Origin of the sequence: Bacillus sp. RHFS10 (assembly GCF_016757475.1) — a bacterium.
GTDB lineage: Bacteria > Bacillota > Bacilli > Bacillales > Bacillaceae > Bacillus > Bacillus subtilis_G.
This window is the reverse complement of sequence record NZ_JAESPO010000002.1, coordinates 294,431-320,823: the sequence shown is the minus strand read 5'-3', so window position 1 is coordinate 320,823 and position 26,393 is coordinate 294,431. Positions and strand designations below refer to the sequence as shown.

Below are 26,393 nucleotides of genomic sequence, written 5' to 3'. Positions count from 1 at the left end.
TTTCAGCTACACGAAATATGACGTATCATAAACCGAAATGTTTCGATTGATATTAAACTTTTCAAATAAAAAAACCCCATATAAATAGGGGTTAAAAGAAATCCATAAGAAATGGAGGTTTTAACTGAAAAACATCATCAAGTCGTTTGATTTCCGATACCGGTCCTTTTATCATACCTGTTTCATAAAGAAAACGGGCACTTCTGGCGCCAAGGAAGAAAGCGGTTAAAGAAGCTATATCGCATTCTATTAGATGGTCAGACACCTCTTCCGAAGTGACCTGTACTTGCCCCGAATCGACGCGGAAAGTCTGTTGATTCCATGGAGCCCATTGATCCGTTACCTTAAAGACAAAGGGTGCTGTCATGCGAGGTTTTGGATATTCCCGCAAAAAACCCTCAACGTCTACTATGCGTGCCATACTATAAGGATATACCTCCTGTTTGACACGGGGTTCGGCAGTTAAAAAATCAAGATCTTCCTCCATCCTTACAGTCAGTTCTACTTCATTTACCATCGAGTCATGCTGGCAAATAAAATTCCACAAGCCTCTCTGTGCCTCCCTGTTCAAATACACAAATTCCTCAACTCGCATCCTATTATTCTTGATGTCATACACAAGATATCCACAAGGCTTCCCATCTTCAGAGATATAAATAGCTTTCAATCCAGAGACCTTCTCTGCCCAATGCTCCTTTGAACGCTTCATCAGCCCGTTATGCTTTGTTCTGTACTGATTATAGATGGCATTCATTGTATCTGTTTCATCCTTTTGAAGCCTTCTTACATATCCTGAAACATGGTCTAGCTTTTGCAACTGTTCTTTAAGATACGTCAGACGTTTTTGGTAGAAACAGAGCTCCCACCCAAATTTGCGGTAGAAGGAAATGAGGAACGGATGTAAAAAGCTGATTTTTTGGTTTTCTTTCTTCATGACCGTTAAAGCGTTTAGAATCAGCTCCTTTACTGTTCCTTTTCTTCTGTATTCAGGCCAGGTTGCCACTCCGGCAATACCGCCCATCTTCATCTCCTGCTCCTCCAGCATGACAGAAAAGGGAATGATGTGAAGCTTGGAAAGTAATTTCTCTTGTTCTTTGATTCCAATGACGTAATGGTTCTCTAAAGCCTTTACTTTTCTCTTCTCGTTCCTCATCACTGAGTTCTTTCTGAAAAGCGTATTCAGACATATAGATCACTTCCCGCCAGTCTCCTCTTTCAAGCTTTATTACTTGGTACATCAACATCCTCCTTAAAAAGAAAGTCCCGTACATTCTCCTAGCTTATAACACTAAAAAATAAGACAATAGGTCCAGACCATTTCCGCAAAAACATGTATCAATTTCTGGAAAACATGGTATAATAATTGTAACAAAATGTTCAAAAAACGACCACAAAACAGACACAAATCAGTTCCTCTATTTCATTTTTGTAAACGTTATCACAAAATGAAAGGAGACGGGTATGATGGACATGTTTTTTGCTTATTTATTGGTTGCCAGCGCAACTCCTCTTTTTATTTGGCTTGATAACAAAAAAGTCGCACTCTCAGCTATTCCGCCAATCATCTTAATGTGGGTATTCTTCTTCTTTTACGCAACTGAAAGCCTTTCTCCATTAGGACACACTCTCATGATTATCTTGTTTGCCGTCAATGTCATTGTCGCTCATATCGCCGCATTTATCATTTACGGTCTTCCGTATCTTCGCAGAAAGCGAAGCAGCAGCTGAAACAGCAAAAAAACCCTCTTCTGACGAAGAGGGTTTTTGCTTATTCGTGGTGGCTTGAATGCTCTGAGTGTTCAGTGCCTCCAGGAGGATTTCCGTCCATATGGTCACCATGGTGATAGTGAGCCGCGAAAATCCAGATGGATCCAAGTACGATAACGATCGCGCCAAAGAATCCGAATAGCGTGTTTCCGACTTGGATGGTGCCGTTTTCGCTCTCTGTCATGTGCATGAACATGAGAAGCTGCAGCGCCGCTTGGATGAAGGCAAAGCCGAAAATGATCCAAAGTTTTGCTGATGAGCTCAGGTCAGTATACACTGCAACCCATAGAGCCAGCAGGGTCAAAACGATAGACAGTGCAAAACCTACGATGTGTTTCCATGGAAAGTGACTGTGTTCAGCAGATTTGTTTGCCATTTTACAGACCCCCCAATCCCATGAGATAGACACCCGTAAAGATGAAAATCCATACAACATCTAAGAAGTGCCAGTATAAGCTTGAGATAAAGATTTTAGATGAAGTTTGCGGAGTTAGGCCGCGTTTCTTCAACTGAATCAGAATTCCTGTGATCCAGAAAATACCGATTGTTACGTGAGTTCCGTGAGTTCCAAGTAAAACAAAGAATCCAGACCAGAACGCACTTGTACCGAGAGATGCTCCTTCATGTACATAGTGGACAAACTCGGTAATCTCAAAACCGACAAAGCCGGCACCGAGAAGAAGAGTGATAATTGTCCAAATGACGACGCCTTTTAAACTTCCGCGGCGCATTTCATGAACAGCGATCCCGCAGGTAAAGCTGCTGATAAGCAGCAAGAACGTCATAATCATTACCAGATTGACTTCAAACAGTTCGTCCGGTAAGACACCTCCTGCTGTTCTGTTTTGAAGAACGAAGAAGGTTGCAAATAGTGTTGAGAACAACACAATTTCTGCCCCTAAAAAGATCCAAAACCCGAGAATATTAAGTCTGCCGGTTTCAGATTGATATTCCATAGGCGCGTTAGAATTGCCGTGTTCTGCATGTTCCATAACTCACGCCTCCTTATTCGGAAATCTTTCTTTCCGTCTCTTTTATTTCATCAACACTAATGTAGTAGCCGTTGTCGTATTCGAATGAACGCAGAACCATGCAGAGCAGGACCCCGATCAATCCGACTACGCCCATCCAGTACCATTCAAAGACAAGTCCAAAGCCGGCAATACCGAAGGCAACAGACATAAAGAATGGTCTGCCTGAGTTGCTTGGCATATGGATTTTCTTGAATTTGCTTTCAGGGTATAACTCCGTTTTTTCTTCTTTCATCTGATGGAACGCATCTTTAGATTTGACTTCAGGAAGCACCGCAAAGTTGTAATGCGGCGGAATCGCAGAAGAAGTCGCCCAATCAAGCGTACGTCCCACACCCCATGAATCTCCGCTGATTTCACGAGTAGAGTAGCGGAAGCTGTAGTAGATGTTATAGCAAAGGATTAAGAATCCTACACCCATCATGAAAGCTCCGACAGTTGAGACAAAGTTCAATGCTGTCCAACCGTCATTCGGTCCGTATGTGTAAATACGGCGAGGCATGCCTTGAAGCCCCAAGAAATATTGCGGGAAGAAACACACATTGAAACCGATCATAAAGATCCAGAAGAACCATTTTCCGATTCTTTCGTTCAGCTTGTGGCCGAACATTTTTGGATACCAGAAAATAAATCCGGCGAAACAAGCAAATACAGTACCCGCGATCAGCACATAGTGGAAGTGAGATACAAGGAAGTACGTATTATGGTATTGATAATCCGCTGCTGCCATCGCAAGCATAACCCCTGTAACCCCGCCGATTACGAAGTTAGGAATGAACGCAAGCGCCCACAGCATAGGCGTTGTAAAGCTGATTCGGCCTTTATACATGGTAAAGAGCCAGTTGAAGATTTTAACCCCGGTCGGGATTGATATGGCCATTGTCGTAATTGAGAAGAATGAGTTAACGGACGCACTGTTCCCCATTGTGAAGAAGTGGTGAGTCCAAACTAGGAAACTCAATACGGAGATGGCGATAATAGATCCGACCATCGCTGTGTAACCAAACAATTGTTTTCTTGCAAAGCTTGAGATAATCTCAGAGAAAATACCGAACGCCGGAAGAATAACGATATATACTTCAGGATGTCCCCAAATCCAGAACAAGTTAGCCCAAAGCATCGGCATACCGCCTGCTTCCAATGTGAAAAAGTGAGCGCCGAACAAACGATCAAATGATAAAAGTGCTAAAGCTACTGTAAGCACAGGGAACGCAAACACGATAATAACCATTGTGATCAGTGTTGTCCATGTGAACATTGGCATACGCATCAATGTCATGCCTTTTGTTCTCATTTTTAAGATCGTGACCATAAAGTTGATCCCTGTCATCAGGGTACCGATACCGGCAATCTGAAGTCCGAGGAGGTAGTAGTTTTCACCCGGTCCAGGGCTCATTTCGTTACTTGCAAGCGGCATATAACTGGTCCAGCCTGCGTTCGGAGAACCTCCGATCACGAAAGAAATGTTGAAAAGCATCGCCCCTACGAAGAACGTCCAGAAGCTCAGGTTGTTCAAGTAAGGAAACGCAACGTCGCGAGCACCGATTTGAAGAGGTACAACAACGTTGATAAGACCGATTAGGAACGGCATCGCCATGAAGATGATCATGATTGTACCGTGAGTTGTAAAAATTTCATTATAGTGGTTTGAGTCTAAAAAACTGTTATTCGGAAGCGCTAGCTGGGCACGCATCATCAGGCCGTCGACACCGCCGCGGAATAGCATAATTACAGCAGCTATAATATACATGATTCCGAGTTTTTTATGGTCAACAGTAGTTATCCATTCAGACCACAGCCATTTCCACTTTTTGAAGTAAGTCAGTACAAAAATAATGGCAATGGTTGAAAGCGCAATGGAAACTTGTGCGCCCAGAATTAATGGGTCACCAGTTACGAAAAATTCGTCCCATTTGAATTTCATGCGGGCTTCCTCCTTTCCTGATCAATATCATTCTTCTGTATCATCAGACTTCTTAAATTCATTTTCTTTTACGTTTTCAAACGGATCTGTTTTAGAGTGCGGTGAAACGGCTTGGTAGCCAAGGCGTTTGCGCGCTTCCATCGCGTATTCTGCGTCCTGTCCGTGATCAACGTATTTTAAGTGAGTAGATGAGAACGTTAATTCATCCACATTTTCAGGAAGCATCAATTGATCATACTTCTCTTTTGTCAGCTTAGGCGCCTCGTTCTGAGACTTTTTCACCCAGCTGTTAAAGTCTTTTTCTGTGACTGCATTCACATCAAACTCTTGGTCTGCAAAATGTTCACCTGTGAAGTTCGCGTTGCGTCCTTCGTAAGTTCCCACTTCATCAGCCTGTAAGTATTGGTCCATCAGCATTCCTGCCATCGCGTATTTTTGTCCTCCAAGCTGAGGAATCCATAGCGAAGCCATTGAATCTGCAGATGAAATTTTGAACAAGATCGGGCGGTCTACAGGAATGTTTAAGTAGTTGACCGTTTCAATATCCTGTTCAGGGTAGCTGAATACCCATTTCCAGTCTACCGAAGTAGCATAAACAACAAGAGGCTCTTTATCCTTTGTTGCTTCAGGAGCTTTTTCTAACGAATATATCGTCTGTACGGTTGGCACAGAAAGTGCAATGACGATTAAAATTGGGATCACTGTCCAGACTACTTCTAAGAACGTGTTACCGTGAATTTCTGGGTTATAAGATCCATTATCTTTGCCTTTACGGTCGCGGTATTTTACTAAAATAATGGTAAATAGAACAAAGACGACCCCGACGATAAACAGCATAAATCCGATAGATAACAGGATCAAATCACTTTGCTGTTCAGCTACAGGCCCTTTCGGATCTAGTACTGAAGCATTGCTGCATCCCCCAAGGACGAAAACCACAGTTAACAGCGCTAATACAAGCAACGGTTTTAATGCTCTGAACAAGAAGATCACCATCCTTCCTATTGATGTAATAAATCTGAAGTGCATACTTCCTCAAAATCTTTTCTCTACTTTGTTATGCTATCAAAAAGTTCACTTATTAGCTTTATTTTTTTCTAAACTTCATCCCATTTTCGCTTAAATGTCATAAAATCGACAAAAATTGCTCCAACTTTATTCACATCTATCGCTTAAGATGAAAAGTTTCTAGTTATTTCCGCATATAAGTAAAGAAAGATGATGAAAAACTAATTCTGACAAATAAAGGTTTACCACAATAAAAAACTTAGGTCAATCAAAAATTTCATTTTGTTAAACTTTCTAGTTAGGAATTAATTTTTCCTTGTCTAGCATCTTTTCACACGATTACCATTTTAACGCATCAAATTTTGAATGAAAAGGCTTAATAAAGCGGCAATATGCTCTAAACTGTTCCCATTTTTTAAGAGAACATCCATTTGTTTAGCTTACACGCAATAGAGGAATGTTATAAGCAAATAAATACAAAATAGGATGTGTTGCATGATGAGTTTTATTATTTCACTTATCGTCGCTATTATTATCGGATGGCTTGGCAGTCTGTTTGTGAAAGGAGATATGCCCGGGGGAATTATCGGGTCTATGATAGCGGGTCTTATCGGCGCGTGGATCGGACACGGGCTGCTCGGAACATGGGGACCGAACCTAGCCGGATTTGCCATTATTCCGGCAGTGATCGGCGCAGCCATTGTCGTATTTCTAGTAAGCCTGTTAGCGAGAAAAAGAGGATAAGAGTGACAGCGCCCGAAGCGTCAGTGCTTTGGGCGTTTGTTTTGCGATAAAATCGAAAATGCCTCAACCCTAGCGGTTGAGGCTTTTGACTGGTTTAACGCCTAAATGATCAATAAACCTTTTGAAGGCCTGTTTTCCTTCCGGTGTTTGTTTAAATACACCGGCGTGTTCAAGAATGCGAGCGAATACATGTCCAAGCTCTTCCTTTATCACTAGATCGGCATTCTCTTTTGTTATCGTTCTTTTTTCCATCATCCGAAGAGCCCACTCCTTATGTTTTGCCGTGAGCGGATTTTGTTCTAAAACTGTTTTCGGATCAGCAGAACACAGCGCCACTGCCGTTTCTTTCATTTCTTCCTGTAAACGGCCCGGCAATATCGCCAATCCCATGACTTCAATCAGGCCGATATTTTCTTTTTTAATATGGTGAACGTCCTGATGAGGATGAAATATTCCTAATGGATGCTCCTCATCCGTCCGATTGTTTCTCAGCACGATATCAAGTTCGTACAAGTCTCCCTTGCGCCGCGCGATCGGCGTAACCGTATTATGGGGTGTATCGTCTGTATAGGCGGCTATCCCGGCTATTTCATCGGAATACGTTTGCCACGTGCGGAATATATGATCAGCAGCTTCAGCGACATGATCCGGTTTGTCTCCTTGGAGCCTGAGAACCGACATCGGCCACTTCACTAAGCCCAGCGACACACCGGGATGATCATGTAATTCATATACTTCCTCCGCTTCTGCACGCGCCATCGGAAAATCGTGCGCCCCGCCTTGAAAATGATCATGGCTCAGGATGCTGCCGCCGACGATTGGCAGATCCGCATTTGAACCGATAAAGTAATGCGGATATTGCCCGAGGAATGACAGCAGCCTTTCAAATGTTTTTCTGCTGATCTCCATCGGTTCATGCTCACCCTTTAAGACGATACAATGCTCTGGATAATAGACGTATGGCGAGAACTGCAAGTACCATTCTTCCCCTTTAAGGATGACCGGAATGATTCTGTGATTTTGGCGGGCCGGATGATTCACGCTTCCCTCAAACCCGACATTTTCTTTACAAAGCAAACACATCGGGTAATGAGTCTGCGTTTGCTCTTTTGCAGCCGCAATCGCTTTTGGGTCCTTTTCGGGCTTTGATAGATTAATGGTCATTTCCAGCTCGCCATATTCGGTCGGCACCGTCCAATGCACATTTTTGGCGATCCTGCCAGACCGGATATAGTAGACATCCTCTGAATATTGATAGAATTCCTTTGTCGCCTGTTTTGGGCCGTATAATGCTTTTGTCTCCTCAAACTTGCGAATGACCTCAGACGGAGGAGGTACGAAACATCCCATCAGCTTTGCGCTGAGCAAGTCACGGTATGTGTCTGTATCCGCTTCCATACGGCCGGTTTCCGCCGCCCATTTGTAAATAGGAGCAAGCAGGTTCGGAAGGCTCTGTTCCTTCTTGATACGTGTGGAGGAGACCGGCTCAGGATGTTCGATGTCCAATGCTTCATATAGACGGTTTCTCGTGTATTCCCGGTCCCAGATCGAAATCAGTTTTCGTTCCAGGCCATACTCCAGCAGCTGTTCCAGATATTCAACAATACGCATGTGTCACTCCCCCTTTAGTTCTCTCGCTCCCTCTCCAATATCAGCGATATAAAATTCCGCTTTGAGACCTGTTTTTTCTTGGTATCTGTCTCCAGCCTTTTGGATAAAATCATCAACAAACGCATCCCTTACAATGCTGATGGTGCAGCCGCCGAAGCCTGCTCCCGTCATTCTTGATCCGATGACTCCTTCGTGGTCCCACGCCGCAAACACAAGCTCATCAAGTTCAGGGCATGTCACTTCATAATCATCCTTCAATGAAAGGTGGGATTCCTTCATTAACCGCCCGATTTCATCTATATTGTTTTCTTTGAACATATCGGCCGTCTTGATCGCCCGGTGGTTTTCATATACGGCGTGCTTTGCCCGGCGTCTGTTCGTTTCATTTCGAATCAGGCTGGAATGCACGTCGAAATCAGCGGGCTTGATGTCGCCCAGCGAGGCAATACCGAGTGCTTTTTGCAGATCAAGCAACGCGTCATTACACTCTTGGCGTCTCGTATTATAGCTAGAGTCTGCCAATGTCCTTTTTTTGTTCGTGTTCGCAATGACAAGTGCGAGGCCTGAGACATCGAGTTTGCTATATTCATAGTCCAGCGTGTCACAGTTCAGCAGCATCGCATGGTGTTTTTTGCCCATTCCGATTGCGAATTGGTCCATAATCCCGCAATTGACACCGATAAATGTGTTTTCCGCATGCTGCGCCATTTTTACAAGTTCAAGCGCATCCACTTCAGGGTGGAAATAGGTTTGAAGCACGACTCCCATCAGCAGCTCAATAGAAGCGGAGGACGAGAGCCCCGCCCCGTTTGGAATATTCCCTGAAAATACAATGTCAAAGCCATGGGGAACTGAATAGCCCCTTTGCTGAAATTCATAAATGACGCCTTTCGGATAGTTCGCCCAGTCGTCTTCTTTTTGATAGCGGATGTCGTCAAGGCTGCACTCCTTGATGCCTGCGTCTTTAAAGTTGTCAGAATACATCCGGACAAGCCCGTCGTTTCTTTCTGCAACTGCAGCATATGTACCCATTGTCAGCGCGCACGGAAAGACATGCCCGCCGTTATAGTCTGTATGTTCTCCAATCAGATTCACTCTGCCAGGTGCGAAAAAAAACCGTAACCCTTCTTTTTCTCCGAATACACTTGCAAATATCCCCTTTAGCTCTTCCCGCATGTGCAATCACCTTTCATGGTTTTATTTTCTTATTTCCCCTTATTTCTTAAGCGAAACGATAGTGCCTGTCACACGCCTTCTTCTTTTGTCTTTTTAAAAACGAGCCATTTGCTTGCGGCATAGTTGACGACAACAATGACCGCGTTGTCGAGTATTTTAGCCAAGGTTTCATTTGTATTGAACTGGCCGACAAGAATGATCATCATGCCTAAATCTATGCCGAGAGACAGAACCCGAACGCTGAAAAAGGCAGTGATCTCTTTCATTAGGCTCTGCAGGTCATGTGTTTTTTGCTGAAACACATATAATTTATTCGTGATGTAAGCAAACAGCACGGACAAAACCCAAGCGGCGACAGTGGCTGCTTTGTAATCCATATTCATGATCTCTACCAATATATAAAAGCTGGCGATGTTCACAATGGTTGTGAAAACCCCCATGATGATATACATAATCATTTCTCTATACTTCACTGATGTTCCTCGCTTTCTGAAAAACTTTTCAAGATTCTTGGTCTCACGCGCTCTCTGTCTAGCGTGAAAAAAATCGAGAGTGCGTCTAAAAAGCTGCGGAATGTGGCGGGCTGTCCCAATACATATGCTTGTTTAATGATTCCGTCGAGTACCGCACATATTATTTTAGCCGTATATCCCGGATCAATACAGGCGTCAATCAGCTTTCTCTCCTTCAGCCACATAATATATAACGCGTTTTCCTCGACCCACAATTCGTACAGCCGTGCATAGGCCTTGCATTTCCGAAGGATTTTATATGTCGGCATATTCATGGCAAATGAGACAATGTCCCACGACGGCTTATTTATGTAATAGGAATAAAGCATCTCTGCGGCATGTTTCGCAGCCTCGTCCAATGTCAGCGGTTTCACTGAAATCTGCTCCATTTGATCAAGATACCCTATGATCATCTTTATTTTCATTTGGCGTTTTTCGAGAAGATGCTGCAGAAAATCCTCCTTGCTGACAAAATGAACATAAAAAGCTCCTTTGCTGTACCCGGCTGCTCTGCTGATATCCTCTACAGAAACCGGATCATACGCTCGGTCAATCAACAAATTCAAGCCAGCTTCTATAAAACTTTCAAATGTTACTTCTCTTTTAATTTGAAATTTGTTTTTTTTCATATTTTTCTCCAGGCGGCATGATTATCCTTATCTTACAACGGATCAATCTTTAGCGGTATTTATTTCTTTGAACGCTTATGCTACTCGGTTTCCCCGGGGTCATTTTTAATAGGCTAAATGATTTATTTTCATTTACGTACTATCCAGTCAGTATTTAATTGTTTATTATTATAAATAAGATTCATTGGTTATATTAGTCATTTTTTTAGGGAATAGGTAGGTGGTTTTTCCTTCAGTTTGTGAACATCGGGCAACTATGTGTGAAATTTGTTGTACTCGCCTCATCATCGCGCGGCTTTCTTTGTTGCCCGCATGTTGCAGGAAAACATTTTATACAATTGGAGGTTACTATGAAAACTCATGTTAAAAAAGATTTGGACAAAGATTGGCATATGCTAATGCAAGAAGCTAGATCCATTGGGTTAGGCATTCGTGATGTGAGGCAGTTTTTAGAATCTGAGACAGCTTTGAGAAAGAACAATCACAAAAAAACCGTCCGCCAAGACTAATCCGAACAGGCGGATCTATTACATCTGGCTTTTCTATCATCTGATCTGAGTTTTCACCATATCCTCTATTCGAAAGCGATTGCCGCGCCGAGCTTGAGGACAAACGGTGTGTCAGCTAACATACGACAGACAGCCGGTGATGCGGTCACCTCTTGGCACATGCATTGTCATTAAGAGGTGATGCGAACATCCATAACCAGGCTCTGGTAAACAGCAGCTTTGCTGAGAACAAGCTGCATTCGGTGAGGTTTTGAAAGCAAACTCGTATATACGCGGCCGAGCTGGAAAACCTTCGCCTGTCTTTCTGCCAATTTCGTTCCTATCTTCACGACTTCCTTCTTTTTTCATTCTTCAGATATTCTTCAATGCATAAATCAGACTTTCAGTACATACCTATTGGTGTACCTTTTTGCTTACGTTTAGTCAATAAAAGGAGGAAAGCCATGTACAAAGCTGATTACAAACAGATTGCTGCAACGCCGTCTTTCCAAGCTTTTTTAAAGCAGAAACACGCTTTTATTGTTCCTTCTGCGATTTTCTTTTTCGTCTTTTATTTTTCACTTCCTGTTTTGACGTCTTATTTCACCTTTTTGAATGCGCCGGCCATTGGAGCTGTTTCATGGGCTTGGCTGTTTGCTATCGCCCAATTCGCCATGACCTGGATACTGAGTACCGTGTATTCCCGAAGGGCAGCTCGTTTCGACAGATATGTAAGCGCTTTAAAGGAAGATTTGAAGGGTGAACAGACATGAATATGACTGCTTTTCTATTATTTTTAGCAATCGTCGGCCTAACGCTTGTCATCACCTATTTTGCCGCGAAGAAGACGAAAACGACGAGTGAGTTTTATACGGCTGGCGGCGGGCTCACCGGCGTTCAGAATGGACTGGCAATTGCCGGCGACTACATGTCCGCAGCCTCGTTTCTCGGGATTGCCGGAATGATTGCGTTATATGGATTTGATGGATTCTTTTACAGCATCGGTTTTCTGGTGGCTTATCTCGTTGTCTTGTACATCGTGGCGGAACCGCTTCGGAATCTTGGGAAGTATACGATGGCTGACATGATTGCGGCTCGTTTTAAGGAAAAGAAAATCCGCGGCGTCGCGGCTCTGAATACCATTGCCATCTCTACTTTTTATATGATCGCCCAGCTCGTGGGGGCCGGTGCGCTGATCAAACTGCTGCTTGGGCTGGATTATACCGTGGCGGTTCTCATCGTCGGAGTGCTGATGACCATTTATGTCGTGTTTGGCGGCATGATCGCGACAAGCTGGGTTCAAATCATTAAAGCGGTTTTGCTGATGGCCGGCACACTCGTGATTTCAATCATCGTGTTTTCAAAATTCGGCTTTAACCTTAATACCATGTTTGAGCAGATGAAAACGGCCACTCCGCTTGGCGCTGATTTTTTAAATCCCGGAAATAAATACAAGGTGCCGCTTGAGACTTTGTCGTTAAACTTGGCACTCGTGCTGGGAACTGCCGGGCTTCCTCATATTTTGATCCGGTTTTATATCGTTAAGGATGCTAAGACGGCCCGGACATCTGTTGTGTCAGCGACATGGATTATCGGCGTGTTTTACATTATGACGGTGTTTCTCGGCTTTGGCGCGGCTGCGTTTGTCGGTTTTGACGCGATTACGGCGGCTGACCAAGCGGGAAATATGGCGGCTCCGCTTTTGGCGAAAGCGCTCGGGGGAGACTTTCTGTTTGCGTTTGTGTCAGCCATCGCCTTCGCTACCATTTTAGCTGTCGTGACCGGATTGGTGCTGTCTGCCGCCTCAGCGTTTGCCCATGATATTTACAGCCAAATCATCAGAAAGGGAGAAGCAACTGAAATAGAACAGATGAAAGCGGCCAGATGGGCTTCTGTCGCCGTGTCAGTGCTCTCCATTCTTCTTGCGATTTTTGCACAGTCTTTAAATGTGGCGTTCCTTGTCGCACTTGCGTTTGCGGTGGCGGCCAGCGCAAACCTCCCGCTGATTGTGTTTACGGTCTTCTGGAAGAGATTCAATGCCTCAGGCGCTTTATGGGGCAGCCTGACAGGCCTGATCAGCGCGCTTGTGCTTGTGTCGATGAGCCCTAGTGTGTGGGATCCGTCCGGAGGTGCTGTTTTTATCGGCGATCCGATCATTCCGCTTTCCAATCCGGGCATTATTTCCATCCCGCTCGGCTTCCTCGGCGCGTGGCTTGGAACGGTGCTGTCGTCAGATAAAACAGTTGATGAAGATACGTTTGCGGAAATACAGGTGAAGGCGCATACCGGCATTCATATGGATCAAGAGTAAAAAAGAAATAGGAAAAACCAATCTGTGCTTGAAATCCAAAAAAGGCTGTCGAGGTACTCTCGACAGCCTGAGTTCTCTTGTATAGAGAGTTTTCCTTACTTTTTCTGCTGTTCCTCAGAAATCGCTTTTTCAAATACATCCTTGCCGGCAACACCCGGAATCACGGTGTCGCCAATGATAAAGGTTGGAACGGCTGTGATGTCAGCCTCTTCGTAGGCGTGTTTTAAGGCTTGGCGCTGCACGTCCTGATATGTTCTTAAGTCCAGTGCGAATTTGAATGAAGCTCCGTCTAGCCCCACTTCCTTGGCAAGCTTCGTCAAGATGTCAATGTCGCCGATATTTTGGCCCTCTTGGAAAAATGCCTGAAAGACACGGGTATTGTATTCATGTCCTTTATTGTATTCCTTTGCAAAGTGAAAGCCTTCAAACGCCAAATCTGTATATGGATGAGGCGAGATGTTTGGAAAATTAATCTCGACTCCTAATTTCTCCGCCATTGGCTGAATTGATGTCTGCCACATGTACTGCTTGGAAGGATCATTGACCGGGTCAAGCTTTGGAGATGGGCTTGGGCGCAGTTCAAACGGCATCCACTCGACTTCAATATCCTTTCCTTTAATCGCTTCTTCAAAAGCGGCTTTGCCAATGAAACAAAATGGGCAGACGTAATCTGAATAAACTTTGATGTGTACTGTCATGATAATCTCCTTTCGTATAGGTTGATTTTAAACTGTAACTATTAAAGTTACAAATGTTTTTTTTAAAAGAAGCCGATAAAGGCTTCTTTTATGATTCCAGCAAACGCTGGGCAATATATTCGCCCTTTTTGCAGCCGCCTGGGCATGCATATAAAGCGGAACCGATTGTTTGCGTGTATTCGTTTAACGCATCCTTTGCCGAAAGGGCCTTCAGCATGGGGATGAACTGATTGTCGGGATTTTTTTGAAAGCTGATAAACAGGAGGCCCGCATCCATATAGCCGGTTTTCGGATCAAGTCCTTCTGTGTAAGAGAAAGCCCTACGCAAAATTTGTTTTCCCGTAGATTTGGAAAGGCTGACGTGTGAATTTGACGGGATTTGATTCAGCTTCACAGGGTCTGTTTCTTTTTTCTGGCCGAAAGGCGCCCCCGAGCTTTTTCTGCGCCCAAAGGTGTCCTCTTGATCCTTGAGGGAAGAACGGTCCCATATCTCAAGGAACATTTTGATTTTCCGAAAGGCCATATAGGTGCCGCCCGTCATCCAGTCAGGCTCACCGGACTGAATCCACACGATCGAGTTCATCAAGGTATCATCCTTCGTGCTCTGGTTGCCTGTTCCATCTTTAAACCCGAAGAGATTGCGCGGCGTTTCGCCATTTTTCCCTCCGCTTAAAAAGCCTTTGTTCACAAAGCGGACCTCACAGGTGCCGATCGCTTGGTTCAGCAGATTTCTCAGCGCGTGAAACGCCACTTGCTCATCGTCTGCGCATACTTGAATGCAGATATCTCCGCCTCCCTGTTTTTCATCCAAGTTGTCATTCGGCATAGCTGGAAGAGCGGCAAGGTGCTTCGGTTTTTTGTTTTTCAGCCCGAAGCGGTCCTTTCCGTCTTTTTCAAAAAGGTCAGGCCCGAATCCGAATGTGATCGTTAAATTGGAAGGGGATAAATCAGCAGATTCACCTGTATCCTGCGGCGGCAAATATTGATTTTTCTGCTCAACTGACATTTTCTTTCCTGACGTCAGCATCTGTGTCAGACTTGTCCAGTTTCTGAATAATGTAATGATGTCGCTCTTCTCTTTTGCTGTTATATCCAGCGCGGCAAAATATACATACGTCTGATGGGCAGTTGTGATTCCGGCCTGATGCTTTCCGTAAAACGGGACGGCCTGCTCCTCCTCTTGCTCATCCTTTTTTGATGACTTAGCAGCAGTCTGAACAAGCGGGGCAAGACCGCCGAGTCCGCTGGCACCGATCGCAACGGCCGCACCTGCCATCGCTCCCCATTTTAAAATGTCCCGTCTATGAATTTGTTCTGGCTTTTTTTGTTCATCGCTCATGCTGTTACAAAACTCCTTTTATAGCACATTCGCAATCTTCGACATGGTTTCAGAAAGAGTCGTCAGCTTTGTGCTCAGCTCTCTGATTTGATCTTCACTTAATTTATCATAAGACGTATAAGACTGATCATTTGATTTGTATTTTGCCATTAAAACTTCAAATTCGCTGAATTCCGTATCCAGTTTTTCCGTCAGGTCAGAGTGATCTTTGACAAGCGCGCTTTTTACTGTTTGATAAACAGCTTCGGAGCCTTCCACATTCGCCATGAGGTCGACTAAATCAATTCGTGAGTAGCGCTCCTCTTCTCCCGTGATTTTCGAAATGCCGGCTTCGTTCAGAAGCTCCATCGCGCCTGCTACCATTTGTTCAGGTGTTAATGTCAGTGATTCAATTGAACCGTCAAGCTCCTTTACATCCTTGAGAAGCTGGTCAGCTATTGCCTTTTCCCCGGAAATATCTTTATCCTTCCAGATGGCTTTCTCAAGCTTATGGAAACCTGTCCATTTGCCCCCTTCTTCTACATCATTTTCACGGGCGTCAATTTTCGGATCGAGATCACCGAGGCTTTCAGCGATCGGTTCGATTCGTTCGTAATAAACACGCGCTTTCGCGTATAACGTTTTAGATTTTTTGATATCGCCTGATTTTACAGCGCTTGTAAATGCTTCCGTCGCTTTTACAAGCTGATCGCTCTGTTCTTTGACATAGTCTTTATATTCGTCCGCTGCCTTTGCCAGCTGTTCGCTTGCCTTTTTGCTGCTCTTCTTCGCTTCTGTCAGGTCTTCTAAGGATGCTTTCAATGACTCGGATTCCGTCTTGATTTTGTCAGTATCTGGTTTGTCTTTTTGCGCTTCTGTATAGATGGGCTGAAGGTGCTTTTCGATTTCTGTATACTCGAACGGATAATCGCTGCGGATATCATTTTCAAAGGAAAGCCAGTAGCTGTTTAACTCTTTCCCCTTTTTTTCGATCTCTTGTTGGTCTCCTTTTTCCGCTGAATCATTCAGCTTGGAAATCATGGTTTCCATTTTATCTACAGATGCGGCGATCTCTTTAGTAACCCCGCTTTTTTCAGATGAAGCTTTTTCTTTGGTTGAGGATGTCTCATTAGCTCCGCAGCCTGCTAGCGCAAGGATGCAGCCTGCTGATACAGCGATTTTTGTGAAATTCATTTTGTCAGTTCCTTTCCGTTTGTAAAATATTTTGCCGCTTCTGAGATAAGCGCAATCAGTAAAAAGAGTAAAATCAGCAATTGCGGAATGGCGCTGTACACGGACGGATAAACACCAAGCACCGATATAGACGGCAGCCAGCTCTCCGCATCAGACGGTAGAATGCCCGCCAGCTGCAGGCTGTGAACGCCTGTTCCGAGAAATTTCACGCACATATACAGGACGACCGCCATGGACAGCAGGAAAAACGGCTTTAATGGAATACGCATTCCGAGCTTGATCATTAGAACACCGACGATGACGAGAACGACAAGCCCCGCGGCAGTTCCGCCGATCAGCTCAGTGAGCGGGAGCTTCCCGACAAGGCCGATGAAAAAGATGACTGTTTCGAGCCCTTCTCTTACAACTGCCAGAAATGCAATGAGCGCAAAGGAAAGCAGGCTTCGTTTTTTAAGCGCCTGTGACTTCTGGATATTGATTTTTTCTCTCCATTTATCCATTGAGGCGTTTCTGTGCAGCCACACCCCGACATATAAAAGCATGAGAGCGGACAGTACGCCGGTGACGCCGCCAAGCAAGAAGTTGTTTTCTCCGAATACGCTGGAGGAGAACAGAAGCGTGACACCGATGCCGGCTGTCAAGGAAATAACCATGCCGGCTGACGCTCCACCCCAGATCCATACCGAGGAACGCGTGACACGGGCTTTCTTTGTCATGGTCAAAAGCGCCCCGATGACTAGCAGCGCCTCCATCCCTTCACGAATCGGGATCAACGCAGCATCCCACCAGCTGTAGCTGCTTGAAGCGATCGGCTCGAGCAATTGGATCATGTCGTCAATTTGCTTTGATACCTTTTCGGGATGGCTGCCGATCTCAGCCTTCATCAGCGCCAGATTTTCCTCTGATGTCGTATAGGCTTCTTTCGATTGGGAAACGACGTCTCCCTCAACAGCGAGCCAGGATGTAATTAAATTGTCGATTGCGGATGACGCTTCATCCAATCGGTTTTGCTCTATTAACGTTTTTGTGTCTTTTAAATTTTGAATATAGGCTGTTAAGGACGCCCTTGATTGACCCGAGGATGTCTTTTTCAGCACGACAGCCTGCTGATAGGTTTCTAGATGAGAAGAAAGCTCTTCAAGCTGCGTTTTGAGTTTATCTGCATCTTGATTAATGAAAGAAAGAGAAATCATCGCGATATTCGAGTCCATTTTGCTGTGGGAAGAAAGGTTTTCCTTTTTAATAGAAGGTTCTTCTTTTTTCCACTTTGCCTTGAATGTTTCAAACGTTTGTTGTGCCGATTCCGTATCTCCGTCTTTTACGGATTCGGTCATTTGCTTGTTTAATTGAATCAGCGCAGCGATCGGATCGTCTTCCGCATATGCCGCAGAACCGAAAACCATCAACAAGCTAAATAAAATAAGCGCCAGCCCCCGAGTCATCATGCTCCTCCTATAATTGAAAATGATTATCATTGTATAACATAATCATAGCCAGTTCCTGTTTTTTGTCAATTAAAATTTGAAGGTCTGAAAACCTTGATGCCACGGCAAAAAGGCTGTCCATTACGGAACAGCCTTTCGAAGAAATAAGAACGCTTATCTACCCTTTTTATACGTTTGAATGTCTTCATAAAACTTGCGTGCGGCACCCTCAGGATCATCCGCTTGACTGATGGCGCTGATCATACTGACACCGTCGGCCCCCGCTTGGATAACAGGTACGGCATTTTCGATTGTGATGCCGCCGATGCCGACAATTGGAATGCCGATGCCTTGGCGGCGAACCGCTTCGATAAGAGATACATCCTGTACGGCTTTCGTATCCTTTTTCGTTTCTGTCGGGTAGATTGGCCCGAGTCCGATATAATCCGCTCCATCTTCTTCAGCTTGCTTCACCTCAGACATTGTATGGGCGGAAACGCCAAGAATCATATCGCCTATAGCACTTCTTACTTCTTTTGCGCTGGCGTCTTCCTGGCCGATGTGGACACCGTCAGCCTTCAGTTTCAGAGCCAGCTCCACATCATCATTGACAATGAAAGGAACGCCGGCTTCACGGCAGGCTTCCTGCACGTTTTTAGCGAATTCAATCCGCGCCTCCCCTGTCAGCGCATCCCCGCCCTTTTCACGAAATTGGTAGAGAGTGGCCCCTCCTTTTAGCGCTTTATGTACGACTGCGAGAGGATCGGCTTTCGTATTGTTTGACCCCATAATGAAGTAAACAGACAATAACTCTTTCATCATTTCCCGAGAAATACGTGTCATGAGACAGTCACCCTTTCTATTGTCGCTAATTCTTGGACGTCTTGTTCAGTAACAGATGAAAGCTTGTTCAGCAATTCAATCTGAAAACTTCCCGGACCTTTGTCAGCTGTCTCTTGTGCGGCAAGCTGGGCTGCGACCCCATACGAAGAAATGGCTGCGATAGCAGCAAACAATTGATTTTCTTCGACAGCGCAAAACGCACCGACAACGGAAGTCAGCAGACATCCGGCGCCTGTCACTTTCGTCAGCAGCTTGTGGCCGTTATGGTGGGTATATACGTTTGACGAGTCGGCTATGACATCGACTTCGCCAGTGATCGCAATGACCGTGTTGAGCTTTTGTGCCGCCTGCTGAGCCAGGCGGATGATGTCGCCTCCACCTTCTCCCGCATCCACACCTTTGATCAGCCAATCGGTCACACCGACGGTATGGGCAATTTCCGCCGCGTTTCCTCTAATCGCAGAGAGGCGCACCTCACGAATGATGTCACGCGCTGATTCGGTGCGGAACGGTGTTGCTCCGGCACCGACAGGATCAAGAATGACGGGGACGCCATGTTCATTGGCTGATTTTCCCGCGATGATCATCGCTTCGACTGACTCCTTGCTCAGCGTTCCAATATTTAAAACGAGCGCACCCGCAATCTTCGCCATGTCGGCGACCTCTTCTTTCGCGTACGCCATCACGGGCGATGCGCCGAGGGCGAGCAGGCCGTTCGCTGTAAAATTCGTAACGACATTGTTGGTTATGCTGTGCACCAGAGGGCTATGGCGGCGGACAGCAGTAAGACATTTTGCAGCTGATTGTGCATCCATGTTTGCATCATCCTTTACTTTCTTTTTTCGGGTCCCATAAATACGATTTCGTGTGTTCAAGCCAAGCTCTGGCCGCAAAGGACAAGTAGCGGTCTTTTCTCCAAATAATGGCGAGGTGCCAAGGGATGACCGGCTCAACAAGCGGAATGACTTTCACTTTTTCCAAGTCAAGCCCGCGGCAGATTCGTTCCGGCAAAAGCCCGATTCCAAGGTTGGCTGACACCATCTCACTGATAAAATCCCATTGTGAGGTTTCGTAAATGATATGAGGCCGGAATCCAGCCTTGATACACTCGGTCATAATTCGATTGTGCAGGACAAAATCCTCCCTGAAGAAAATAAAAGGCTCGTTCTTTAACTCACGCAGCTTGCACTCTTTTTCAACTGCCAGCCGGTGGGATGGGTGAACGACAAGCATTAAGGTTTCTTTTACGATTGTAAACGAATGAAAGATGTCTTCGTTTGCAGGAAGAACCACAACGCCGATATCGAGAGAGCCGTCCCCAACACCTTCTTGGACTTTTATAGAACCGTCTTCGACGAGCTGAAAGGTGACATTCGGATAGTTTGCACGAAAATCGCCGAGCACTCTCGGGAAAAATCCCGACCCGATCATCGGCGGCAGCCCGATCCGCACGTGTCCTTTCTTGACCTCCATAATATCATTTAATTCTGACGTCAGGTTTTGAAACGATTTAATAATCTCCTGCGCCTGCACATACATGCTTTGGCCGGCGTCAGTCAGTTCCACCTGCCTGCCGTTCCGGTAAAATAGTTCGATTCCGAGCTCTTCTTCTAAATTTTTGATCATTTTTGATATTGTCGGCTGCGAAACATAAAGCGATTGGGAAGCCTTCGTAAAGCTTTTTAAACGGGCGACTTCCAAAAAGTATGTTAAATGGCGGATATCCATGTACTTCACCCTTCCTATAGACAAAAGGAATACTTATTATTCTTAATATATATTTTACCTATAGCGAGACCTTATGTACAATATGAATATAAGGGAGGCATCAATATGAAAAAACTGTTGCTAACCGTTATTCAAATCGCTCTGTTATTTATATTTGCTCGGCTGATTAATTGGGTGACAGCCCTTCTTCATATAAATATTCCCGGCAGTATAATTGGGATTGTGATTCTTTTCACATTATTACACTTTAAGATTATCAAGCTTGAATGGATAGAGCTTGGCGCGGCGTGGCTTCTCGGGGAGCTGCTTTTATTTTTTATCCCGTCTGCCGTCGGAGTGATTGAATACGGAGACATTATGTCGAAATTTGGTGTCAGCATTCTGCTTGTTGTCATCATCAGCACGTTTGTCGTGATGGTGTCCACAGGAACGCTTACACAAATCATTGCAAAAAGAAAGGAGAAAAAGCATACGTGTTCATCGGAATTGTAAGTTTGTTTTTAACGGTCTTGGTGTATGTAGGAGCAAAAAAGGTATATCAACGCTTTCCGCGTGTCTATACGTCTCCGCTATTGGTAACGCCCGCTGTGTTAGTCGGTCTGCTGCTGCTGGTGAATGTCCCGTACGAGTCATATAATCTTGGCGGCGAATTGCTGACCGATATGCTTCAGCCGGCCACCGTAGCTTTTGCGATCCCGCTATATAAATATTTCCCTGTTTTGAAGAAATACGCAGTGGAAATTATTTTGAACGTAGCCGTCGGCTCATGCATCGCGATTATTTCAACTGCTCTTATTGCGAAATGGCTTCACCTCGGCACCGGCTTAATTGACAGCCTCGTCCCGAGATCAGTGACAACGCCGATCGCTATGAACGTATCTGAAATGATCGGCGGAATGCCTGCCGTCACAGCCGTGTTTGTGATTTTGACCGCTTTGTTAGGCACAGTGATCGGCCCGATAGTCATCCGCTATTTCCGTATTGATAACGAAATCGCGCGGGGCGTGCTGCTCGGCACAAGCGCACACGGAGCGGGAACGTCAAAAGCATTTGAACTCAGCTCTGTGTCCGGTACGATTTCCAGTGTGTCGATGATCTTAGCTGCGATTATGACGCTTTGCGCGGCGCCGTTTTTGCTTTCATTTATGTAAGAAAAAACTGTCCTCTCGAGGGCAGTTTTTTTATGTGCTTCTCCTTATTGAAAAGCTGGCAGATTACAATATAATGTAATTTGTGGATACTAAAGGAGGCACCCCCATGCATAACTTGCAGGTGAGACGGCATTACGCCGCGTTAAAAGGATTTTATTTGTTTGCCTTTCTCGGCACGGGCAGCATGATCCCCTTACTCAGCATGTATTTAACGAAAGAACAGCATTTAAGCGGAGCACAGGTCGGCTTGATCATGTCACTCGGCCCGATTGTGATGATTTTCTTTCAGCCGTTTTGGGGCATGCTGAGCGACTATACGCAAAAAACGAAAAGCCTGCTGGCGGTTTGCACAGCAATCACAGGCATCATCGGATTAGGCTATATTGCATTTGACGGGTTTCCTCTTTTTATTTTAGTTGCGGCCTGTTTTGCAGTCTTTCAAAGCACGATTATTCCATTATCGGACAGCATTTCACTAAGGTACACTCAAGAAACAAACGGCAACTACGGCGGAATCCGCCTGTTTGGTTCTCTGGGCTTCGGCGTCGCCGTGTTTGTCATGGGACAGGTGACGAATCAGCTGTACCCCATTCACGTGATCTTTATTTTTGGCTGTGCCTTTCTCTGTATTGCCGCCATACTGGCCTCACAAATGCCGGGCCAGCAGAAGACAAAAACAAAGGTCAATATCCGCAAAGGATTCCGGGAGCTTATCAGCAACAAAACGTTCCTCATCTTTATGATCATCACCTTTACGACATTTGCTCCAAACTTAGCGAACAATACGTATTTCAGTCTTTTTCTGGACAAAAACGGCGCGTCCCTTTCCGCTATCGGCATTTTATTTTTTATCGGCGTGATCTCGGAAATTCCATTTATGCGATTCGCCCAAACATTTATAGATAAAATGGGGCTGCTCAATGTCATTATGCTGTCAGGCGGGGTCTCATTATTCAGGTGGGCGCTCTATTTCACAGCGCCTTCATTATGGATCATTTATGCGACAGTCTTTCTTCAGGGAGTGGCCATCGGTTTATTTATCCCGGCGGCGCTTCAATACGTGAAAAAAATCACCCCAAGCCACGTTGAAGCGACGGCGTTAACCATGTACGCGGCCATCGGCAATGGATTCGGCAACTGGTTCTGTACATTTGCGGGCGGGTACATTTTTGACTACGTGTCCATCTTCGCAGTCTACCTGCTTTTTAGCATTCTGAGCATAGCAGGCTTTGGGCTGACATTCTATTTAATGAGGGCTGAAAAAAACAAAAATACACTTCATCAGCCGGCTGTTACTTTTAAACCATAATGACTATAATGAATAAAAGAAAGGATGAGCGCGATGAACGGGCAAGAGCGAAGAAGCATTTCGAAAGGTTTACAGGTGGATATTGTATTGAAAGAAGACCAAAAAACAGGAAAACTGACGAGAGGCACAGTGAAGGATATTTTGACGAAATCAAGCTATCACCCGCACGGCATTAAAGTCCGGCTTGAAGATGGCCGCATCGGCCGCGTCCAGCAGATCATTTCTACATAAAAAAAGCTGCTCCTGAACAGGGCAGCTTTTTGCTTTATTTTTTCTGCAGAAAGACCACTTTTAGATAGTTGCCTTCCGGAAACGCCGAAATCGTTTTGAAATCCTCCGGCAGCGTAAATTCCTCAATGATCGTGTAGCGTTCATTTGTTTCTTTAAAGGCGGCATCGATAAAGCCTTTGAATTTCTTCATGCCAAAGGCGCTGCTGTTTGTGGAAGCAACGATGACGCCCTTGTCAGCTGTGATAGCGATCGTTTCCTTCAGGAGGTTTTTATAATCCTTAGCCGCGCTAAAGGTGCGTTTTTTTGTGCGCGCAAAGGAAGGCGGGTCGAGAATAATCAGATCAAAACGCAGATTCTTTTTCGCCGCGTACGAAAAATAGTTAAAGACGTCCATCACTTTAATGTCGTGTGCCTCGTAATCGAGCTTGTTCACGCTGAATTGCTCGATCGTTTTGGCCATGCTCCGGTTTGCCACGTCCACGCTTGTTGTTTTCTCCGCTCCGCCAAGCGCAGCTGCCACGGAGAATGCCCCCGTATAAGAAAACGTGTTTAAGACGGTTTTTCCTTCTGCATAGCGGTCTCTGATCGCCTTGCGTACATGTCTTTGATCCAAAAAGATGCCTGTCATGGCGCCTTCATTCAGATCTACCGCATATTGAATGCCATTTTCCTGAATAATGATCGGGAATTCGCCTCTTTTCCCCTTCACGAAGTCATCATCTTCGACGTATTGCCCAGCCGTGTCGAAGCGTTTTTTCTCGTAAATCGCTTTATAATCCAGATCAAGCTCATCCAAAGCGGAAATCAGCATATCTTTAAAGGCGTAAATGCCTTTGCTGTACCATTGAACCAGCAGATACCCGCCATAATAGTCGATGGTGACGCCGCCGATGCCGTCACCCTCACCATTGAACATACGGAAAGCTGTTGTGTCTTGAGCCGCGAAAAGTTTGGCGCGCGCTTCGATCGCTTTAGTTAATTTGCTGAGAAAAAATGCTTGGTCTATCTGTTCTTGTTTATTGCGGGTAAGCGTCCAGCCGACCCCTTTGTTTTGCAGGCCGTAATAACCCCGCGCGAGAAACTCGCCGCTCTCTGACACGATATCAACGAGGTCTCCTTCTTTCACGTGCCCCGCACTCCCTGCGAGAGCTTCCTTATCGATGAGCGGATAGCCTTTTTTGATTTTTGCAGCATGTGCTTTCTTTAGAGTGAGTAGCTTCATATCTGTTCGTCCTCTTTCTGTTTGCTTTCTCTTATCGTACCACAAAACGCCAAGATGTCTGCATTGACAGAAAGGAAAGGTTTTTCTACGATAGACAAAAAGAGTTACGAGGAGGAGCAGCATGGCAAAACGAATTGACCATACAGGCATTATGGTAAGGGATATCAACGCGTCCATCACATTTTATGAAGAGGTTCTCGGCATGAAATTGAAGGATCGCATCACTCACACGAACGGTATAATCGAGCTTGCTTTTCTTGGCTTTGAAGACGGGCCGGAAACAGAAATCGAACTGATTCAAGGCTACAGCAGCGAGCTTCCCGCCGAAGGAAAAGTGCACCACATTGCCCTGCTGACGGATGACATCGCGGCTGAATATACAAAAGCGGAAAGAATGAACGCGAAATTTATCGACGAAGAGATCACAACACTTCCAAACGGATACCGTTATTTCTATATCGAAGGTCCTGACGGTGAGTGGATTGAGTTCTTTCAGCGGTAAGAAAAAAGCAGCATAACGCTGCTTTTTTTCGTTAATTAAATGCTTACATAATCACAAAACATTCTTATCCACAGCTACACCCGCACTCTCTTCCCGCCATTTTTGATGGTCCCATATTCTGAAAAACGGATAGTAGATCGCACAGGTGATCACAAGATTCACCAGCTGCATAACGGCTCCGGACACTTTTCCGCCAGTCGCCAGATAGCCTGATATGAGCGGCGGCATCGTCCATGGCACGGCGATTCCCGCCGGCCTTGCCACCAGTCCGGTGCTCATGCCGATATAAGTTGTTGTAATCGTGAGGAGCGGCGCGATGATGAATGGAACGATGAGGAGCGGGTTCATGACAATCGGCATGCCGAAAATGATCGGCTCGTTGATATTAAATAGCGCAGGACCAATCCCCAATCGGCCCAGCTGCTTCATTTGTTTGCTCCGGGAGCGTACCAGCATTGTCAGGACAAGCGCCAGCGTCGCTCCGCTTCCGCCGACATTAATCCAAATTTGAAAAAACTGGGCCGTAAAAATACTCGGCATCGCCTCTCCCGCTTGGAACGCGAGACGGTTGGCATCCATCGCGCCATACCAAATCGGCGCCATAATTCCGCCAATGATGGAAGCTCCGTGAATCCCGCACGACCACAGCAACATCTGCACAAATTCAGCGATCAGGCTTCCGCCGAGACTGCCTCCAAGGATGGAAAGCGGTGTGCCAAGCAAGTCTCCAACGACATTGTGCAGGCTCTGAAAAGGCGTCATTTCAATCAGAAGACGCGCCAGCCACACGAGAAACACAATGATAAATCCGGGAATCAGCGCGACAAATGATTTGCTTACCGCCGGCGGCACGCCGTCTGGCATTTTGAAGACGATATTTTTTTGAATAATGTACCGGTAAATTTCAGTCGAAAACAAAGCGATCAGCATAGCGACAAACAAACCCTTGCTGCCAAGCAATGTAATCGGAATTCCGCCCCCAACAAAGATGGATTCCGTTGATCCATCCGGCGTAAATGGCACCTCAAACGGCGTTGCCAACAGAAATGCGGCAATTGATATCGCGCCGGCCGACAGCGCATCTACACCATAGCTTTCCGCAAGACGATAGGCGATTCCAAAAGCGGCGATCATCGCCATAATATCAAATGAAGCATTAACGGGATAACCGAGCTTATCCGCCCACTGATCTCCAAACACACTCGCCATGAAATCAGCATAACCGGGAATCGGCAGGCTCGTTAAAATCAAAAAGACAGACCCGATAATAATCAGCGGCATGGTCAGGATAATGCCGTCACGCAAAGCGCTGAGATGCCGCTGCCCGGCAATTTTCCCAGCGACAGGCATGATTTTTTCTTCCATCACCCGAGTGAATGCGCTCATCTGAAAAGCCCCCTTTTTGCATTGCTTTGTAAACAACCTTCGCAATGTTTTCTTTATCTTATTTTGAAAACGCTTACAAATTCATTTGGAAAATTTCCTCTTCCTGCGGAAAAAACCTGCGTTCTGCTCTACAGTCCTGTCAATGAAAAAATTTTTCCTCCTAACTATTAAACTCTCTTTTTTCTC

At 45.4% G+C, this 26,393-nt stretch carries 29 protein-coding genes; 10 read left to right on the top strand and 19 right to left on the bottom strand.

What is annotated here, in order from left to right; all coding sequences use genetic code 11:
• Window positions 1-91: 91 nt before the first annotated feature.
• On the bottom strand, window positions 92-1,153 hold the full coding sequence (locus JMN17_RS08275) for a GNAT family N-acetyltransferase (protein WP_242519873.1): 1,062 nt from the start codon (window positions 1,151-1,153) through the stop codon (window positions 92-94).
• 308 nt (window positions 1,154-1,461) lie between these two features.
• Here JMN17_RS08275 and ywcE point away from each other — a divergent pair, with 308 nt between their 5' ends.
• Window positions 1,462-1,728, top strand: a complete 267-nt coding sequence (gene ywcE / locus JMN17_RS08270) for a spore morphogenesis/germination protein YwcE (protein ID WP_081638379.1) — start codon at window positions 1,462-1,464, stop codon at window positions 1,726-1,728.
• Between the two features lie 40 nt (window positions 1,729-1,768).
• On the opposite strand, the gene qoxD is transcribed toward ywcE, so the two are convergent.
• The 4 genes from qoxD to qoxA are packed head-to-tail and all read right to left on the bottom strand — an operon-like array spanning window position 1,769 to window position 5,715.
• Entirely contained in the window at window positions 1,769-2,143 is a 375-nt protein-coding gene (gene qoxD, locus JMN17_RS08265) for a cytochrome aa3 quinol oxidase subunit IV (RefSeq protein WP_202327883.1), read from the bottom strand.
• A 1-nt stretch (window position 2,144) separates the two neighbouring features.
• The gene (gene qoxC, locus JMN17_RS08260) at window positions 2,145-2,759 is read right to left on the bottom strand and encodes a cytochrome aa3 quinol oxidase subunit III (protein WP_087993191.1); all 615 of its coding nucleotides are present in this window, start codon (window positions 2,757-2,759) and stop codon (window positions 2,145-2,147) included.
• Between the two features lie 13 nt (window positions 2,760-2,772).
• Entirely contained in the window at window positions 2,773-4,722 is a 1,950-nt protein-coding gene (qoxB, locus tag JMN17_RS08255; RefSeq protein WP_087993192.1) for a cytochrome aa3 quinol oxidase subunit I, read from the bottom strand.
• Window positions 4,723-4,749: 27 nt separating this feature from the next.
• Window positions 4,750-5,715 (bottom strand): cytochrome aa3 quinol oxidase subunit II, encoded by a 966-nt coding sequence (qoxA, locus tag JMN17_RS08250; protein ID WP_087993273.1) that lies wholly within the window; start codon window positions 5,713-5,715, stop codon window positions 4,750-4,752.
• Between the two features lie 513 nt (window positions 5,716-6,228).
• On the opposite strand from qoxA, the gene JMN17_RS08245 reads away from it, so the two are divergent.
• Window positions 6,229-6,474 carry a GlsB/YeaQ/YmgE family stress response membrane protein gene (locus JMN17_RS08245; protein ID WP_003222176.1) on the top strand — a complete coding sequence of 82 codons (246 nt, stop codon included), beginning with the start codon at window positions 6,229-6,231 and terminating at the stop codon, window positions 6,472-6,474.
• A gap of 69 nt (window positions 6,475-6,543) precedes the next feature.
• Here the strand turns inward: JMN17_RS08245 and galT are convergent, their stop codons facing one another.
• From galT to JMN17_RS08225, 4 genes are all read right to left on the bottom strand, one after another.
• Complete coding sequence (galT, locus tag JMN17_RS08240) at window positions 6,544-8,085, bottom strand: UDP-glucose--hexose-1-phosphate uridylyltransferase (RefSeq protein WP_202327882.1); 1,542 nt, start codon at window positions 8,083-8,085, stop codon at window positions 6,544-6,546.
• Window positions 8,086-8,088: 3 nt separating this feature from the next.
• Window positions 8,089-9,261, bottom strand: coding sequence for a galactokinase (locus JMN17_RS08235; RefSeq protein WP_202327881.1), 1,173 nt, complete (start codon window positions 9,259-9,261; stop codon window positions 8,089-8,091).
• Between the two features lie 68 nt (window positions 9,262-9,329).
• On the bottom strand, window positions 9,330-9,713 hold the full coding sequence (locus JMN17_RS08230) for a GtrA family protein (RefSeq protein ID WP_148963448.1): 384 nt from the start codon (window positions 9,711-9,713) through the stop codon (window positions 9,330-9,332).
• Window positions 9,714-9,730: 17 nt separating this feature from the next.
• Window positions 9,731-10,402: a TetR/AcrR family transcriptional regulator gene (locus JMN17_RS08225; RefSeq protein WP_202327880.1), complete on the bottom strand. Its 672-nt coding sequence runs from the start codon at window positions 10,400-10,402 to the stop codon at window positions 9,731-9,733.
• A gap of 350 nt (window positions 10,403-10,752) precedes the next feature.
• Between JMN17_RS08225 and slrA the strand changes: the two genes are divergently transcribed.
• The gene (gene slrA, locus JMN17_RS08220; RefSeq protein ID WP_014115625.1) at window positions 10,753-10,911 is read left to right on the top strand and encodes a transcriptional regulator SlrA; all 159 of its coding nucleotides are present in this window, start codon (window positions 10,753-10,755) and stop codon (window positions 10,909-10,911) included.
• Between the two features lie 170 nt (window positions 10,912-11,081).
• On the opposite strand, the gene JMN17_RS08215 is transcribed toward slrA, so the two are convergent.
• Complete coding sequence (locus tag JMN17_RS08215; RefSeq protein ID WP_176365304.1) at window positions 11,082-11,240, bottom strand: hypothetical protein; 159 nt, start codon at window positions 11,238-11,240, stop codon at window positions 11,082-11,084.
• A gap of 114 nt (window positions 11,241-11,354) precedes the next feature.
• Here JMN17_RS08215 and JMN17_RS08210 point away from each other — a divergent pair, with 114 nt between their 5' ends.
• The gene (locus tag JMN17_RS08210; RefSeq protein ID WP_087993197.1) at window positions 11,355-11,663 is read left to right on the top strand and encodes a DUF485 domain-containing protein; all 309 of its coding nucleotides are present in this window, start codon (window positions 11,355-11,357) and stop codon (window positions 11,661-11,663) included.
• Entirely contained in the window at window positions 11,660-13,201 is a 1,542-nt protein-coding gene (locus JMN17_RS08205) for a solute symporter family protein (RefSeq protein ID WP_202327879.1), read from the top strand. Before JMN17_RS08210 ends, JMN17_RS08205 begins: the two co-directional genes overlap by 4 nt.
• A gap of 95 nt (window positions 13,202-13,296) precedes the next feature.
• Here JMN17_RS08205 and JMN17_RS08200 read toward each other — a convergent pair whose 3' ends face one another.
• From JMN17_RS08200 to cidR, 7 genes are all read right to left on the bottom strand, one after another.
• The gene (locus tag JMN17_RS08200; protein ID WP_087993199.1) at window positions 13,297-13,899 is read right to left on the bottom strand and encodes a DsbA family oxidoreductase; all 603 of its coding nucleotides are present in this window, start codon (window positions 13,897-13,899) and stop codon (window positions 13,297-13,299) included.
• A gap of 88 nt (window positions 13,900-13,987) precedes the next feature.
• Window positions 13,988-15,238, bottom strand: coding sequence for an iron uptake transporter deferrochelatase/peroxidase subunit (efeB, locus tag JMN17_RS08195; protein WP_087993200.1), 1,251 nt, complete (start codon window positions 15,236-15,238; stop codon window positions 13,988-13,990).
• 18 nt (window positions 15,239-15,256) lie between these two features.
• Window positions 15,257-16,411 carry an iron uptake system lipoprotein EfeM gene (efeM, locus tag JMN17_RS08190; protein ID WP_087993201.1) on the bottom strand — a complete coding sequence of 385 codons (1,155 nt, stop codon included), beginning with the start codon at window positions 16,409-16,411 and terminating at the stop codon, window positions 15,257-15,259.
• A complete protein-coding gene (locus JMN17_RS08185; RefSeq protein ID WP_087993202.1) occupies window positions 16,408-17,853 on the bottom strand; it encodes an FTR1 family protein in 1,446 nt (481 codons plus the stop codon). The genes efeM and JMN17_RS08185 overlap by 4 nt, the downstream gene beginning before the upstream one ends.
• A gap of 156 nt (window positions 17,854-18,009) precedes the next feature.
• Window positions 18,010-18,678 carry a thiamine phosphate synthase gene (gene thiE, locus JMN17_RS08180; protein WP_202327878.1) on the bottom strand — a complete coding sequence of 223 codons (669 nt, stop codon included), beginning with the start codon at window positions 18,676-18,678 and terminating at the stop codon, window positions 18,010-18,012.
• The gene (gene thiM / locus JMN17_RS08175; RefSeq protein WP_202327877.1) at window positions 18,675-19,493 is read right to left on the bottom strand and encodes a hydroxyethylthiazole kinase; all 819 of its coding nucleotides are present in this window, start codon (window positions 19,491-19,493) and stop codon (window positions 18,675-18,677) included. The genes thiE and thiM overlap by 4 nt, the downstream gene beginning before the upstream one ends.
• A 7-nt stretch (window positions 19,494-19,500) precedes the next feature.
• Window positions 19,501-20,406, bottom strand: a complete 906-nt coding sequence (gene cidR, locus JMN17_RS08170) for a cidABC operon transcriptional activator CidR (RefSeq protein ID WP_202327876.1) — start codon at window positions 20,404-20,406, stop codon at window positions 19,501-19,503.
• Between the two features lie 105 nt (window positions 20,407-20,511).
• Here cidR and JMN17_RS08165 point away from each other — a divergent pair, with 105 nt between their 5' ends.
• The 4 genes from JMN17_RS08165 to JMN17_RS08150 all read left to right on the top strand — a co-directional run bounded on the left by JMN17_RS08165 (window position 20,512) and on the right by JMN17_RS08150 (window position 23,097).
• A complete protein-coding gene (locus JMN17_RS08165; RefSeq protein WP_003222205.1) occupies window positions 20,512-20,898 on the top strand; it encodes a CidA/LrgA family holin-like protein in 387 nt (128 codons plus the stop codon).
• A complete protein-coding gene (locus tag JMN17_RS08160; protein ID WP_202327875.1) occupies window positions 20,880-21,557 on the top strand; it encodes a CidB/LrgB family autolysis modulator in 678 nt (225 codons plus the stop codon). Before JMN17_RS08165 ends, JMN17_RS08160 begins: the two co-directional genes overlap by 19 nt.
• A gap of 106 nt (window positions 21,558-21,663) precedes the next feature.
• Window positions 21,664-22,866, top strand: a complete 1,203-nt coding sequence (locus JMN17_RS08155; RefSeq protein WP_202327874.1) for an MFS transporter — start codon at window positions 21,664-21,666, stop codon at window positions 22,864-22,866.
• A 33-nt stretch (window positions 22,867-22,899) separates the two neighbouring features.
• On the top strand, window positions 22,900-23,097 hold the full coding sequence (locus JMN17_RS08150; RefSeq protein ID WP_202327873.1) for a YwbE family protein: 198 nt from the start codon (window positions 22,900-22,902) through the stop codon (window positions 23,095-23,097).
• A 34-nt stretch (window positions 23,098-23,131) separates the two neighbouring features.
• Here the strand turns inward: JMN17_RS08150 and JMN17_RS08145 are convergent, their stop codons facing one another.
• On the bottom strand, window positions 23,132-24,319 hold the full coding sequence (locus JMN17_RS08145) for a class I SAM-dependent rRNA methyltransferase (RefSeq protein WP_202327872.1): 1,188 nt from the start codon (window positions 24,317-24,319) through the stop codon (window positions 23,132-23,134).
• 121 nt (window positions 24,320-24,440) lie between these two features.
• Here JMN17_RS08145 and glxA point away from each other — a divergent pair, with 121 nt between their 5' ends.
• Complete coding sequence (gene glxA / locus JMN17_RS08140) at window positions 24,441-24,821, top strand: glyoxalase GlxA (RefSeq protein WP_087993211.1); 381 nt, start codon at window positions 24,441-24,443, stop codon at window positions 24,819-24,821.
• A gap of 51 nt (window positions 24,822-24,872) precedes the next feature.
• On the opposite strand, the gene celB is transcribed toward glxA, so the two are convergent.
• Window positions 24,873-26,207 (bottom strand): PTS cellobiose transporter subunit IIC, encoded by a 1,335-nt coding sequence (celB, locus tag JMN17_RS08135; RefSeq protein ID WP_087993212.1) that lies wholly within the window; start codon window positions 26,205-26,207, stop codon window positions 24,873-24,875.
• Between the last annotated feature and the right edge of the window lie 186 nt (window positions 26,208-26,393).